The sequence below is a fragment of the Marinobacter xiaoshiensis genome (assembly GCF_031631795.1).
In the GTDB taxonomy this organism is placed as follows: Bacteria; Pseudomonadota; Gammaproteobacteria; order Pseudomonadales; family Oleiphilaceae; genus Marinobacter; species Marinobacter xiaoshiensis.
In genome coordinates this window covers 629,883-644,135 of record NZ_JAVMBO010000007.1, presented here as the reverse complement: position 1 = coordinate 644,135, position 14,253 = coordinate 629,883, and the positions used below count along the sequence as shown (strand labels likewise).

At 53.2% G+C, this 14,253-nt stretch carries 14 protein-coding genes; 13 read left to right on the top strand and 1 reads right to left on the bottom strand.

Annotation, left to right across the window (positions count from 1 at the left end):
* Nucleotides 1–60: 60 nt before the first annotated feature.
* The 10 genes from RKA07_RS06665 (at nucleotide 61) to RKA07_RS06620 (ending at nucleotide 10,825) form a co-directional block, all read left to right on the top strand.
* Complete coding sequence (locus RKA07_RS06665) at nucleotides 61–1,896, top strand: sensor domain-containing diguanylate cyclase (RefSeq protein WP_310965918.1); 1,836 nt, start codon at nucleotides 61–63, stop codon at nucleotides 1,894–1,896.
* 231 nt (nucleotides 1,897–2,127) lie between these two features.
* On the top strand, nucleotides 2,128–3,558 hold the full coding sequence (gene ccoN, locus RKA07_RS06660) for a cytochrome-c oxidase, cbb3-type subunit I (protein ID WP_200200962.1): 1,431 nt from the start codon (nucleotides 2,128–2,130) through the stop codon (nucleotides 3,556–3,558).
* A gap of 14 nt (nucleotides 3,559–3,572) precedes the next feature.
* Entirely contained in the window at nucleotides 3,573–4,181 is a 609-nt protein-coding gene (ccoO, locus tag RKA07_RS06655) for a cytochrome-c oxidase, cbb3-type subunit II (protein ID WP_200200963.1), read from the top strand.
* Between the two features lie 4 nt (nucleotides 4,182–4,185).
* Nucleotides 4,186–4,371 carry a cbb3-type cytochrome oxidase subunit 3 gene (locus RKA07_RS06650; RefSeq protein WP_310965917.1) on the top strand — a complete coding sequence of 62 codons (186 nt, stop codon included), beginning with the start codon at nucleotides 4,186–4,188 and terminating at the stop codon, nucleotides 4,369–4,371.
* Nucleotides 4,368–5,258 (top strand): cytochrome-c oxidase, cbb3-type subunit III, encoded by an 891-nt coding sequence (gene ccoP / locus RKA07_RS06645; RefSeq protein ID WP_200369389.1) that lies wholly within the window; start codon nucleotides 4,368–4,370, stop codon nucleotides 5,256–5,258. Before RKA07_RS06650 ends, ccoP begins: the two co-directional genes overlap by 4 nt.
* 137 nt (nucleotides 5,259–5,395) lie before the next feature.
* Nucleotides 5,396–6,826: a cytochrome c oxidase accessory protein CcoG gene (gene ccoG, locus RKA07_RS06640; protein ID WP_310965916.1), complete on the top strand. Its 1,431-nt coding sequence runs from the start codon at nucleotides 5,396–5,398 to the stop codon at nucleotides 6,824–6,826.
* Nucleotides 6,827–6,874: 48 nt separating this feature from the next.
* Nucleotides 6,875–7,399, top strand: coding sequence for a FixH family protein (locus tag RKA07_RS06635; protein WP_310965915.1), 525 nt, complete (start codon nucleotides 6,875–6,877; stop codon nucleotides 7,397–7,399).
* Nucleotides 7,396–9,846, top strand: a complete 2,451-nt coding sequence (locus RKA07_RS06630; protein WP_310965914.1) for a heavy metal translocating P-type ATPase — start codon at nucleotides 7,396–7,398, stop codon at nucleotides 9,844–9,846. Before RKA07_RS06635 ends, RKA07_RS06630 begins: the two co-directional genes overlap by 4 nt.
* A 38-nt stretch (nucleotides 9,847–9,884) precedes the next feature.
* On the top strand, nucleotides 9,885–10,139 hold the full coding sequence (gene ccoS / locus RKA07_RS06625) for a cbb3-type cytochrome oxidase assembly protein CcoS (RefSeq protein WP_200200969.1): 255 nt from the start codon (nucleotides 9,885–9,887) through the stop codon (nucleotides 10,137–10,139).
* Nucleotides 10,136–10,825 (top strand): sulfite exporter TauE/SafE family protein, encoded by a 690-nt coding sequence (locus RKA07_RS06620; protein ID WP_200200970.1) that lies wholly within the window; start codon nucleotides 10,136–10,138, stop codon nucleotides 10,823–10,825. Before ccoS ends, RKA07_RS06620 begins: the two co-directional genes overlap by 4 nt.
* A 52-nt stretch (nucleotides 10,826–10,877) precedes the next feature.
* On the opposite strand, the gene ttcA is transcribed toward RKA07_RS06620, so the two are convergent.
* Nucleotides 10,878–11,798: a tRNA 2-thiocytidine(32) synthetase TtcA gene (gene ttcA, locus RKA07_RS06615; protein ID WP_200200971.1), complete on the bottom strand. Its 921-nt coding sequence runs from the start codon at nucleotides 11,796–11,798 to the stop codon at nucleotides 10,878–10,880.
* A gap of 72 nt (nucleotides 11,799–11,870) precedes the next feature.
* Between ttcA and RKA07_RS06610 the strand changes: the two genes are divergently transcribed.
* The 3 genes from RKA07_RS06610 to RKA07_RS06600 are packed head-to-tail and all read left to right on the top strand — an operon-like array spanning nucleotide 11,871 to nucleotide 14,249.
* Entirely contained in the window at nucleotides 11,871–12,515 is a 645-nt protein-coding gene (locus tag RKA07_RS06610; RefSeq protein ID WP_200200972.1) for a TetR/AcrR family transcriptional regulator, read from the top strand.
* 28 nt (nucleotides 12,516–12,543) lie between these two features.
* Entirely contained in the window at nucleotides 12,544–13,221 is a 678-nt protein-coding gene (locus RKA07_RS06605) for a DNA-J related domain-containing protein (RefSeq protein ID WP_200201296.1), read from the top strand.
* Entirely contained in the window at nucleotides 13,218–14,249 is a 1,032-nt protein-coding gene (locus tag RKA07_RS06600; RefSeq protein ID WP_200200973.1) for a polysaccharide deacetylase family protein, read from the top strand. The genes RKA07_RS06605 and RKA07_RS06600 overlap by 4 nt, the downstream gene beginning before the upstream one ends.
* The last annotated feature ends 4 nt before the right edge of the window (nucleotides 14,250–14,253 follow it).

Genomic DNA, 14,253 nt, shown 5'->3' with positions numbered 1-14,253 from the left:
TATTCGCTACACTTCCGAGCCGCAAAGCTCCGCCTAAGCAAAGGCACTCGGGAACTGTTGATGTCATTCGTAGCGCGATTATTGTTATTCCTGTTCTGTGCCGCAACTCCGGCGCTGGCTATAGCCAATGCTCTTGCAGCAGCCCCTGAATGCCCAGCGATAGATGCCAACGATGCTTATGCGCGCAATTCGTTGATGCACTATGTGTGCTACTACCAGGCATCTCCCGGGGAACCGGCCCATTCCGCACGGCGCCCCGGAGAACTGCCTGAAAGCCTCGAATGGTCCTCAGCCCGAGGGCACGATCTGACATTCACGCAAACCCGCTCGGTGTACTGGATACGCCTGAACGTGCGAAATAGCGGCAACGAACGCAGGACCTGGTATCTCAATCTTCACTACCCCCTGCTCGACGAGGTCACCTTTTGGTGGAGCCGTGATCCGACTGATGTTCTGGTTACTGGAGACCTGCATCGATTCGGCTCAAGAGCGATAAATTACCGGTACTTCCTGCTCCCGATCACGCTCGACAGCGGAGAATCACGCTCAATTACATTACGAGTACATAGCAGTGGTGCACTGAACATCCCCTTGAAGCTGGAGTCGCCGGAAGAACTTATTACTGCAAGCAATCACCTGGCGATGACCCACGGGCTGTTTTACGGCGCCATTCTGGTGCTCGCTGTTTTTAACCTCCTCCTTTTTATAAGTTCAGGTACAGCCTATTATTTCCACAACGCGCTTTACATGGGGGCCATGGGGCTTTTCCTGCTTGCCATGGGTGGCTACGCAAATCAGTACTTTTGGCCCGAAAGCCCTCAGTTTGCAAATCTCTCCATTCCCCTGATGCTCGTAATCTGCGCTTTGGCAATGAGTCTCTTCGGTCGGTCATTTCTTGAAGTAGAGCAAGGCACCCGGGCCTACACAACCCTGAAGGTTATCATCTGGACGTGCGCCGGGTTTACCGGGCTGACGCTGATACTCCCGTACAGCCAAACCATTCTTTACAATACTGCGCTCAGTCTGATTATCATTTTTGTCCTGTCCTTTATTGCACTAAACCGATGGCGCCAAGGTTACCAGCCGGCGAAGTGGTATGTTCTTGCCTGGGTCATTATGGCAGGCGGAGCTTTAATCTATGCAGCCGCGGCATTCGGCTATCTTACTGACTTTTTGGCAAGGGAATCCCTGATGCAGATTGCTATTGGCGGCCAGGTCATTCTCCTCAACTATGCCATGGTGCAGCGCTGGCGCCTTCTGAACAACAAGTTGCTGGAAGTAGAGCAGCAGGCCAGAACAGACCTGGAAGACAAGGTTCATGAGCGCACAGCCCAGTTGCGATCAACCATGCGAGAACTGGAGAACGCCAACCGCAAGCTCGCCGCTCTCAGTCTCAACGATCCTCTGACCGGGCTTTATAACCGCCGTCACATGGACAACATTCTGACCGAGCTGTGTGCCGAATCCCGCAGAACCGGACAACCGCTAACAGTCACTCTGTTGGACGCGGATCATTTCAAATCCGTCAATGACACTTGGGGACACGGCTTCGGGGACCTGTGGCTACAGCAGATATCGAGCATTCTGTGCCGTCACGTAAAGCGCCCACGGGATATCGCCATTCGATTTGGCGGTGAAGAATTCGCTCTATTGCTGCCAGGTACAGGTACAGAAGGCGCTCAAAAAGTATGCGAAGCCATACTTGAAGAGCTGCGCACCACTAAAATAGAAGCCCCGGACGGTAAAATTGCAAAGTTGACCCTGAGTGCAGGCATAGCGACCCTGTTACCAAACGAAAGTCAGCAGACATTGTTTGCAAGGGCCGACCGCGCTCTATACAAAGCAAAATCCCGCGGGCGAGACCAAGTCGTTTTAGCCGACATTCAGTGTATTTAATTTCGTCTCACGCTGAATTTTTTGTTCTTAATCAATTTTGGCAAGTTCAACTTGACCGACGGCGGGGCTATCATAGTGATTCAGCGAGTATACGCACGGGAAAGGTGCCATGCTGCTGTTTCGGGTGCATTTGACGGATATCAGGAGTTGACTGGCGTCATTGCAAACAGCTAATGGTTTCTCCATACTTGCGCCCGAATAATTTCCCTCTTTGAACCCATTGGTAAGGCTATGAGCACACAAAATCCGAACCTGACATATAACTATAAGGTGGTGAGACAGTTCGCCATCATGACAGTGGTATGGGGCATTGTAGGAATGGCACTAGGCGTGTTGATTGCAGCACAACTGGTATGGCCATCCCTCAACCTCGATCTGCCATGGACTCACTTCGGTCGCTTGCGACCGCTGCACACCAACGCCGTTATATTCGGATTTGGTGGTAGCGCCCTGTTTGCAACGTCGTATTACGTTGTACAGCGCACCTGTCAGGCCCGCCTGATTTCGGACAAACTGGCCGCTTTCACCTTCTGGGGCTGGACTGCAATCATTGTTGCCGCAGCCATTACCCTGCCCCTTGGCTACACCAGCACTAAAGAATACGCAGAGCTGGAATGGCCAATCGACATCGCAATCGCGGTCGTCTGGGTAACTTACGCTTTGGTGTTCTTCGGTACTATCACCAAGCGCAGCACGCCTCACATTTATGTTGCCAACTGGTTCTACGGTGCGTTTATCATCACCATCGCCGCGCTCCACATTGGTAACAACATGGCGCTACCTGTCAGTGCCTTCAAATCCTACTCTGCATACGCCGGTGTGACCGACGCGATGATGCAGTGGTGGTACGGCCATAACGCCGTAGGCTTCTTCCTGACTGCTGGCTTCCTGGGCATGATGTACTACTTCGTTCCCAAGCAGGCCGGCCGCCCGGTTTACTCCTACCGTTTGTCCATCGTTCACTTCTGGGCGCTGATCGCGACCTACGTTTGGGCTGGTGGTCACCACTTGCACTACTCTGCACTTCCAGACTGGGCTCAAACAGCCAGTATGATTATGTCCCTGATTCTGCTTGCACCATCCTGGGGCGGCATGATCAACGGTATGATGACCCTGTCCGGCGCATGGCACAAACTGCGTACCGACCCCATCCTGCGCTTCCTGGTGGTTTCCCTGTCGTTCTACGGCATGTCCACCTTTGAAGGCCCGATGATGTCTATCAAGACCGTTAACGCCCTTTCCCACAACACTGACTGGACTGTTGGTCACGTTCACTCCGGTGCTCTGGGTTGGGTTGCAATGATCAGTATCGGTGCGATCTACCACCTGATTCCCAAGCTTTGGGGCCTCAAGGAAATGTACAGCACCAGCATGATTAACGTGCACTTCTGGCTGGCGACTGTCGGTACCGTTCTGTACATCGTTGCCATGTGGGTCAACGGCATCATGCAGGGCCTCATGTGGCGCGCAGTCAACGACGACGGCACTCTCACCTACAGCTTTGTAGAGAGCCTTGAAGCATCCTACCCTGGCTACTTTGTGCGCTTCCTCGGTGGCGTCATCTTCCTGAGCGGCATGCTGTTCATGGCTTATAACGTCTACATGACCGTGCGCCAGAAAGATGCGGTTGCCCAGGACAATGCAGCAGTTCAGGCGGCGTAACGGAGAGAGACCCGATGAAACACGAAATTGTAGAAAAGAATCTTGGCCTGATGATTGTTTTTATCATCCTGGTCATCAGTGGTGGTTTTCTGGCGGAAGTGCTCCCGCTATTTTTCCTGAAAGAAGTGAACGAACCGATTGAAGGCCTTGAGCCCATATCGGCGCTGGAACTTGAAGGCCGTGACATCTACATCCGTGAAGGTTGTCACGTCTGTCACACCCAGCAGATCCGTCCGTTCCGTGCTGAAACTGAGCGCTACGGCCACTACTCCGTTGCGGGCGAGTTCGTTTACGAGCGTCCGTTCCTGTGGGGCTCCAAGCGCACGGGGCCAGATCTGGCCCGTGTTGGCGGTCGTTATTCGGATGCCTGGCAGCGCCAGCACCTGTTTGACCCGCGTAGCGTAGTTCCCGAGTCCAACATGCCTGCCTTCCCATGGCTGTTCGAAGATTTGGTAAACCATAAAGGCACCGCAGCCAAGATGACTGCCCTGCAGACTTTGGGTGTGCCCTACACTGACGAGCAAATCGCCAGTGCAGCCGGTGAGCTAGAAGGCAAGTTTGAGATCGAGGCCCTGGTTGCATACCTGCAACAGCTGGGTACCGTACTTTCAGACAAACGGTGATTTGATGGATATTAACGAGTTACGCGGCATGCATACCCTTTTAGTGATGGCGGTATTTATCGGCATCATCTGGTGGGCCTTCAGCGCTCACCGAAAAAAGGCTAACGAAGAAGCAGCCCATCTGCCGTTCGATGATGACGAGGCGGAAAAGCGTACTCTTGAACAGGAAAAAACGGAGAATAAACAATGAGTACCTTTTGGAGCATCTGGATCAGCGTGATCGTGCTCGTGGTGGTCTTTGGTTGTGCCTGGTTACTCTTTGCAACACGCAAGAGCCAGACAACTGATGTAGAAACCGACCGTACCATGGGCCACTCCTTCGATGGCATCGAAGAGTATGACAACCCCCTACCCAAGTGGTGGTTCTATCTATTTGTTGCGACTGTAATCTTCTCTCTTGGTTACTTGGCTCTGTACCCGGGCCTTGGCAACTTCAAGGGACTGCTGGGCTGGACCTCTACCAACCAGTGGGAAGCCGAAGTTGCTGCAGCTGACGAGAAGTACGGCCCAATCTATGCGCAGTTTGGCCAAACTCCGGTGGTGGAGCTTTCCAAAAATGAAGACGCGCTGAAGATCGGCCAACGTCTGTTCGCAAATAACTGCGCTGTTTGCCACGGCACAGCTGCTCGTGGCCAGGTTGGCTTTCCTAACCTGACCGACGGCGACTGGATGTGGGGCGGCTCGCCCGAAGCTATCCTGGAGACCCTGCGCAATGGCCGTATGGGTAACATGCCAGCCAAAGGTGTCATGCCTAACATGACCAATGAGCAGGTGGATCAGGTGGTTAATTACGTTCTGAGCTTTAGCGGTCGGGAAAAAGACGCTGCTGCGGCAGAAGCCGGTAAAGCCGTGTTTGCACAGGGCTGCGTTGCTTGTCACGGTCCTGAAGGAAAGGGCATGCAGGCGCTGGGTGCACCCAACCTGACAGACAACATCTGGCTCTATGGCTCCAACTACGAGTGGATCAGAGAAACAGTTCTGCACGGTCGTGTGAACGAGATGCCTGCTCAAAGCGGTCGCTTGTCCAACGATCAGATTCAGATTCTGGCTGCTTACGTTTACAGCTTGTCGAACTGACTTTCCCGCCGGGCCTCTGGCCCGGCTTGGTCTGTTCAACCCTGTGTCTGCTTCCGCGGGCACAGGCTTGAAAAGATCAGCATCAGCCTTTTTTCAGGCTCCGCATCAGCGCTTTAAAGCTCCTTCTGGAGGTACCCATGAGTAATGAAATTCCGGTCAAACAGGTCGACCCCTCCTCAGAGCCCTCGGGCGGTAAAAAACAGCCGGAGACGGTTGAGCTCTATGCCAGCCGGAAGAAAATCTACGTCAAAGAAGTAACGGGGCTTTTCCAGCGCATTCGTACAGTTAGTTTGATGGCGCTCATGAGCATGTATTTCCTGTTCGTATGGATTACCCTCGATGGCAGCCCGCTGATTCATTTCGATCTGCCCGCCCGGGAATTCCACCTCTACGGTGCAACCTTCTTCCCAAGAGACTTCTTTCTACTGTCGGGCATGTTAATTATTTGTGCTTTTGGCCTGTTCTTCATTACCACGCTTTTCGGTCGTGTCTGGTGTGGCTACACCTGCCCACAAACAGTGTGGACATTTATCTTCATGTGGGTTGAAGAGCGTATTGAGGGCAGCCGCAACAAGCGTATGAAGCTGGACAAGGCACCCAATTCACGGGAAAAGATCTTTAAAAAATCAGCCAAGCACACAATCTGGTTACTTATTGCACTGCTGACTGGCCTGACATTTGTCGGTTATTTTTACCCGATTCGCGAACTCATTGCAGATATTTTCACCTTTCAGGCGAACGGTTGGGCGTACTTCTGGGTTGCCTTTTTTACTGCCGCCACCTATATCAACGCCGGCTGGATGCGTGAGCAAGTTTGCCTTTACATGTGCCCATACGCGCGTTTCCAGTCCGTTATGTTCGACCCGAACACGCGCATTGTTTCCTACGACCCCAACCGTGGCGAGCCACGCGGCGGCCGCAAAAAGGACGTAAATCCTGAAGAGGTAGATCTGGGTGACTGTATTGACTGCGGACAATGTGTCCACGTGTGTCCCACTGGCATTGATATTCGCGATGGCCTTCAATATGAGTGCATTGGTTGTGCTCTCTGTATTGATGCGTGTGATGAAATCATGGACAAGATGGACTACCCTCGCGGGTTGATCCGATACACCACCGAGAACGAACTCGAAGGAAAGCCCTCAAAGCTTCTTCGTCCCCGTACGTTTGGTTATGGCGCCGTTCTGACGGCCATGATCGGGGCAATCATCTTCGTAATAGCAACTCGCGTTCCGGCCCAGCTTGACGTTCTGAGGGATCGCGGCGCACTGTTCAGCTTTAACGGTGAGGGGCGTATTGAAAACTCCTACACCTTGAAAATAGTAAACATGTCAGAAGTACCCCAGACATTTAAACTGTCAGTAAAAGGCCTTGAAGGTGTTCGCATTCTGACCCAAACACAGGTGTCAGTCGCTAGTGGTGAAAACCGCTCTCTGCCGACGGTCGTGGACGTTCCTCCAGAATCGATCCCGCAGTCAAACAACGAAATAATATTCCATGCACAGTCTGAAACGGATGCGTCACTGAAGCTGGAAACTGAAAGCCGATTTGTCGGTCCAACGCAATGATCTTCAAGATCACCGTTGGCAATCTGTAAACAGACGAGACTGAGTGTTATGAATCAACAAGCACCCGCAGCAACAATCGCACCTTGGTATCGGCAGCCCTGGTTCTGGTTCTTGACCATTGCGCCGCTATCTGCGATTACGTTTAGCATGTTTATGCTGGTTGTCGCATCAAATATGCGCGACACAATGGTCACAGACGATTACTCAAAAGAAGGCCGTGGCATTAACCTTGAGATAGCCCGCGACCAGGCTGCCGCAGACATGGGCCTCAACGCTGACATGGCATTTGAAGATCGCAGCATTCTGCTGAACGTGAACACCCAGGAAGGACCAGCAGACTTTCCTTACCTGATCCTTAACCTGTTTCACCCAACGCTTTCTCAAAATGACCGTACTATCCAGTTCCGCAGTGATGGTAATGGTCACTACACAGGGAACATGCTTGGTGACATAGATGGCCGTTGGTACTACGAGCTTCGAGGCCCGGACAACCACTGGCGCCTGAAGGGCGAGGCCTGGCTGCCAACCGAAAGCAAGGTTCATATGATTCCGAAAGGATCCGCCAAAGGGTGACCCCTGTGGATTGCTTCCATTGCGGCGAGCCGGCTGAAGGCGAGCCGCGCATTACTCTTGAGCTTGATGGCGAAACACGGTTTTTCTGTTGCCAGGGCTGCAAGGCGGTGTGCGAAACCATTCACACCGAAGGCCTCACAGGCTTCTATCAGCTCCGCACACAAGCCGCGATTACCCCTCGCCAGCTAACTGCCACCGAACTGGACAGACTCAGAGAGCTTGACCACCCACTGGTTCAGCAAGCCTTCGTGTCTCCCGTTAAAGGAGGTCATGAGGCCCAGCTTTTAATTGGTGGTATTACCTGTGCGGCGTGCATATGGTTGCTTGAAAACCATATGAAAAAGCAGCCCGGTGTGCTTTCTTTCTCAGTGAACCACACTACCCAGCGAGCACGCCTTGTCTGGGCCCAGGATAAAGCCGGTTTGAGCGATTTGTTGATCGCCATACACGAACTTGGCTATACCGCCCGCCCCTATCAGTCAGATGAAGTAGAGGATCAACTCAAAGCAGAAAATCGCTCAATGTTGATTCGCCTTGCTGTCGCGGGCATGGGCACTTTTCAGAGTATGATGCTCGCTTTCCCGCTCTACTTTGAGTTGGTCAGCGATCTGTCACCAGAGCTTGTGTCCTTTTTCCGCTGGTTCGGCTTACTGGTGGCAACGCCCGTTGTTTTTTACAGTGCAGATTCGTTTTTCCGCAACGCACTAAGAGACATTAAAACCCGCCATCTGACCATGGATGTCCCCGTAGCCATAGCTATCGGGCTCGCATACATGGCGAGTGCGTGGGTGACAGTAATGGGCGGTGAAGAGGTCTATTTTGAATCTGTCTGTATGTTTACTTTTTTCCTGCTGCTCGGGCGATACATTGAAGTCCAGGCACGATACCGCGCAGGCCTCACCGGCAATGCCCTGGCAGGTTTCAACCCCACGGTAGCAACCAAGGTGACGGGCGAGGAGACGGAAGTTGTACCCGCCCACCAGGTAAAGCCCGGCGATGTGGTTCGTATTCGGCCAGGAGAAACACTACCGGTAGACGGGGTCATTCTGCGAGGGCAGTCCACTCTCAATGAGTCCGCACTCACTGGTGAGTATTTGCCGGAAACCCGGATTCCTGGAGATACAGTGCATGCGGGTAGCGTTAATGGCGAAAACCCGCTGGATATTCAGGTTGAGAAATCCGGAGCTCAAACAAGGCTGTCAGGAATTCTGCGAATACTGGATCGGGTTCAGTCAGAAAAGCCTCCTGTCGCCCGGATGGCAGATCGCATTGCAGGTAAGTTTGTAGGGCGCGTACTCATTCTTGCGCCGGTCGTCTGGATCGGATGGTGGTGGGCCGGAGCAGACAACGCTTTCGACATCACCCTCTCCGTGCTTGTAGTGACCTGCCCTTGCGCGCTGTCGCTGGCAACGCCCACCGCGATTACCTCAGCCACAGTCAAGCTGCGGCGGCTGGGCTTCCTGCCCACCCGAGGCCACGCGCTTGAATCCATGAATACCATAGATACCGTAATCTTCGACAAAACCGGCACACTGACCCGGGGTAAATTGAGTCTGATTGATACTCGCGTAACGGGGAGTAAAGACAGGGATACATGCCTGCGCCTGGCTTCCGGACTTGAGCAGCATTCTGAACACCCTATTGCTAAGGTATTTCATAACCGGCCATCTGCAGCCATTGAAGAGGTAACTAACCACCTGGGTGGTGGTCTTACAGGGCGTTTGGGTGACCAGGCCTTTTTCATTGGACATAAGGCCTTTGTGGCGGGGCATCTCGACCTGCCCGAGCCGGAATCAGAGCCACACACCGGCATGGAAATCTGGCTGGCATCTGATACCGAATGGCTGGCAAGCTTCTGGCTTGATGATCAGCCCCGGGAGGATGCGGCCCAAGCCATCAAAGCCCTTCAGGATGCCGGAATCCGTACCTTGTTGCTCAGTGGAGACCGCTCAGGCCATGTGCGCGAAATAGCGGATATGCTTGGGATTGACGAAGCTATTGGCCAAGCTTCGCCTGAGCAAAAGCTTGAGGTTCTACAAAAGCTGAAAGCAGAAGGCCGTCAGGTGATGATGGTCGGGGATGGACTCAACGACCTGCCCTCTATGGCCGGTGCAGGAATATCTGTGGCTATGGGCACTGCAGCGGACCTTACACAGCTCAAAGCAGATGCTGTTTTACTCAATGGCCAGTTGATGCAACTTGTGGAGGCACTGGATACCAGTCGCCGCACTCGCAAGATAATCCGCCAAAATATGGCATGGGCGCTTGTTTACAATGTCAGCGCATTGCCGCTCGCAGCCGCAGGCCTGGTTCCACCCTGGGCCGCAGCAATCGGCATGTCACTTAGCTCGTTAATTGTTGTACTCAACGCATTACGCCTTGGTAAACAGCCTCGGGCCACGAGCCACTCAGGAACAATACGAGTTGGCGCACAGGTTGCGCCCTGATACCGTGAACATCTGATTTTTAATATGAGGTTTATCCCGTGGAAGTCGTAGTGTTCCTGATACCGGTCATGCTGATTCTCGTGGTGATGGGCATCTTTCTGTTTTCCTGGGCCGTCAAGAATGGTCAATACGATGATCTGGAAGGGCCTGCACATCGCATCCTTTACGATGACGATATAGATATGATCCCGGAGGAAGCCCGCACCGATAAACAGAATAAAGCTGCAGGCTCCACGAGCGCTGAAGCTCATATTGAAAATGGCGATCCTGAGAGTAAGCCTGATCGATCATGAGCCCGGAACTGTATCTTAGCTATCCCAGTGCGTTTTTCATTGGCCTGCTTGGCAGCACTCATTGCATTGCCATGTGCGGCGGAATCAGCGCCTCGCTCTCCATGGCATTGCCGGTCGGCAAGGGTTTTCGCGTACGGCAGTCAATGTTACTGCTTGCCTATAACATTGGACGCATCGGAAGTTACGCACTGATTGCGGCGCTGGTTGCGCTGCTAAGTACGTCAGCCGCAAACCAATGGACACAGCTAGGCATGATTTTGCGCTCGGCAGCGGGCCTGCTGTTGATTGCAATGGGATTGTCCATGGGCCAGTGGTGGCAGGGCATCCGCTATGTAGAGCGCATCGGTGCCCCACTATGGAAGCGCTTGTCACCCCTTGCCAGCAGGATTCTCCCGATCAATCATGCGGGCCAGGCCCTCGCTCTCGGAGCTCTCTGGGGCTGGCTACCATGTGGATTAGTGTATAGCACACTGGGTTGGGCGGCCTTGCAGCCGACTGTGGGTTCGGCCGCTCTGACAATGGTGTTTTTCGGGCTGGGCACCCTGCCCTCAATGCTCGGGGCAGGTTATGCAGCTAGTTGGATCAATGGCCTGAAAAGCAATCAGATGTTCCGGAAGTTCACCGGCGCTCTATTGATCATTTTCGGGCTTTGGACCCTGCCCCTGCTGGCAATGACCGGCCATTAATTCCACTCTCTGACAAGCCTTCCGGATTCACCAGGCAGTCCTGAGGCCAGAACTAGATATTCAGAACGTCCAGGCGCCCGAAGCTCTGCTCCGGCTCTTGTGCCGGCGCAGCCGTCTGAACGGCTTGGCGCTTGCCCCCCAAGCGCTTGCCCTCGCGAAAATCATAGAGGTTGGGGTCTGCAAGGTGTGATGGCTCAACATTGCATAAGGCCCGGAACATCGACTCAAGCCGGCCTGGATGTTGCTTGTCCCAGTGCTGGAACATTTCCTTGATAACCTGCCGCTGCAGATTTTCCTGAGAACCGCAAAGATTGCAGGGAATGATTGGGTATTCCCGAAGCTCCGCATACCTGGCTATGTCTTTCTCCCGGCAGTATGCCAGGGGACGAATTACAGTATTCCGACCGTCGTCGCTGTGCAGCACGGGCGGCATGGTTTTAAGCTTGCCACCGTAAAACATATTCAAAAACAGGGTTTCCAGAAGATCATCGCGGTGATGGCCCAAGGCAATCTTGGTAACGCCCTGCTCCTCTGCAAAGTTGTAGAGAATGCCCCGCCGTAAGCGTGAACACAGGCCACAAGTAGTTTTACCCTCTGCCACCTTGTCAGTGACGATGCTATAGGTGTCTCGCTCAATGATGTGATACTCGATCCCCAATTCGGCGAGATACCCTGGCAGCACTTCTTCAGGGAAACCCGGCTGCTTCTGATCAAGATTGACAGCAATCAGTTCAAACGACACTGGCGCACTTTTTTGCAGATTGAGGAGTATGTCCAGCATGGCATAAGAATCCTTGCCACCGGAAAGGCAACACATTACCTTGTCGCCTGCTTCGATCATCGAAAAGTCTGAAATGGCCTGGCCGACGTCGCGGCGCAGGCGTTTCTGCAGTTTATTCTGCTCCAGTTTCAGGTTACGTTCGTATACTGAACTATAATTTTGTTCGGGGCTGTCACTTATGGCTTCGGGCATATCTACTGTGTTCAGTGGGAAAATGATCGTGAGATTATACGCATCCACTACTAACAGGGACAGGCTACTAACATGGATATGTTGAGCTCAGATAAAGAAATACCAGGTAAGCGGGAACGCAACCGCATGCGCAACCACGCAGCAATACTGAATTCTGCGCGCATCTGCTTTCAAGAAAAAGGCTATGAAAACACAACCATCCGTGACCTTATCAAAAAAACGGATCTGGCTTCCGGCACCTTCTACAACTATTTTCGGAGCAAACAGGACATCTTTGCGGCCCTTCTCACCGATTTTCTCAGTGGATTGAATGAAAACCTGACTCGTTCACGCCGCTCCGCTGAGAGTACCGAAGAATTTATTCGCCGCTCCTACCATGCAGTATACAGCGCCACCGCAAAGGACCCTCTCGTTTACGAGCTGGCTCATCGTAACGATCGCGCTATAAGGGATCTATTTGGCTCAGGCATACTTGAGCTCATCATGATGTCCCTTGAGGATGATGTTAGAGCAGCTGTTACGCGGGGCATATTGCCAAGCGTCGATCAGGAATATCTTTGTGCTGCGTTCTTTGGCGTGGCCTATGAGACCAGCCTGACTGTCGCGAGGCGCGTGCACCTGCACCCGGAACAAGCAGACAGTGAGGTGGACCGGGCGACGAACCTTGCTACGGCATTGTTCAAAGGCGGGCTGCCCGGGCTCACTACCCTTCCCTGAATACGGCTGCTGGCCTAACATTGTGGCCATGAAGAATATACCCGCGTCCATGAAGTGCTCACAAAGGCCATCGGCAAAAGGCTCTGATACATTGCTGGAGCAGCAGGTTCAGCATATGCTGGTGGCTGTTGAGCATGAGCTTCGCAGCGCGCCAGCAGGCATAGACGAGCTCAGCCTGATCAAAAAGCTTCAGGGCCCGCCGTGGAATCTGATTGGCGCACTGGCGTTTCACGATATTCAAGCGCTCTACCCGGTGCATTTTCTCCTGTTCCATGTGCTGTACCGCCTAAGGGATACCCTCGCAGAAGCCGGCGAGAACCTGTATATCTCCCCTTTGCGCATCGGCATTGAGCATCAGGATATCATCGGCGGTAAAGGGCTGCCCGGTACAGTAGACAGCCTTCGTAGTTTCTATCTGGACGTTTCGCAATATGAGTTACCGGAAGAATCGGTTCAGCAAATGATGGATGATTTCTGGGAGGGCCGCGGCGGCTCCAATCCCAGCAGCCCGGAGATTCTGCAAGCCGCCCGAGTTCTCGGGTTCGATTCTGTTCCCGACAATTTTCAAACGGTAAAACAGGCATTTCGAAGGGCTGTGATGCAAGCCCACCCCGACCGTGGTGGAGAAACAGAAGCAATACAGTCACTAAACGAAGCGTTTGCCGTTCTGAAGGCACATTTCAGTCAGATTTTGGAGCACATATGAACGCACGAAAACCCTGGATATCAGCTGTCCTGCTGTCACTTTTTCTCGCAAGTTTTGGCGCAAAAGCCGATCTCGTCGTACTTCAATATCACCACATAAGCGAGTCTACACCGCCATCAACCAGTACCTCTGTATCACTGTTCAATGCACAGTTGGACATGATCACCGAACTGGGCCTTGAGGTTGTTGATTTGTACGAAGCCACAAAGGATTTATTTTCCAACAACCCGTCAACCGGCCAGCGCATCGCGATTACCTTTGATGACGCCTATGAGTCGGTATATAGCACAGGCGCAGACATCCTCCAGGAACGGGGTTTGCCTTACACCATTTTTGTCGACACGGCCGCTATCGGAAAACACGGCTACATGACCTGGGGTCAACTGAAAGAGCTCTCAGGACGGGAGGGTGTAAGCATTGCCAACCACACGGCGGGACACGGCCATCTGGCGCGAAAGCCGGGCGAAGCGGAAGCCGACTGGATAAAGCGGACAAACCGCAGCCTGGATACCGCGCAAGCTGAACTAAAACGGAAACTGGGAACAGACCTGCCTGTATTTGCCTATCCTTATGGCGAGTTCGATGAAGCCCTTGAAGCGAAGGTCTCAGAACGAGGCTGGTATGGGTTCGGGCAGCAATCTGGTGCAATTGGGCCCCTTACAGGCAAAACCCGTTTGCCCCGGTTTCCCATGGCCAACACCTACGGTCAGCTGAACGGCCTGAAAGACAAATTAAACAGCAAAGCCTTCCCCTTAGACACCAACCAACTGCCTGACGGAATCGTGAGTGCCAACCCACCAACCCTGTCTCTGCCTTTGGTAGATGATATTCAGCCCGCCAGGCTGACCTGCTTTGCTTCGGGCATGGGGCGGATTGATTTCAAGGTGACTGACAATAACATTCTGATTAAGGCACCCAAACCCTTCAACAGCCGACGATTCCGCTATAACTGCACCCACCCGGCTAAAGCTGGCGGCTTTTACTGGCTGTCCCAGCAATGGCTGGATTTGAGTAAACCGGAAGACTGATCCG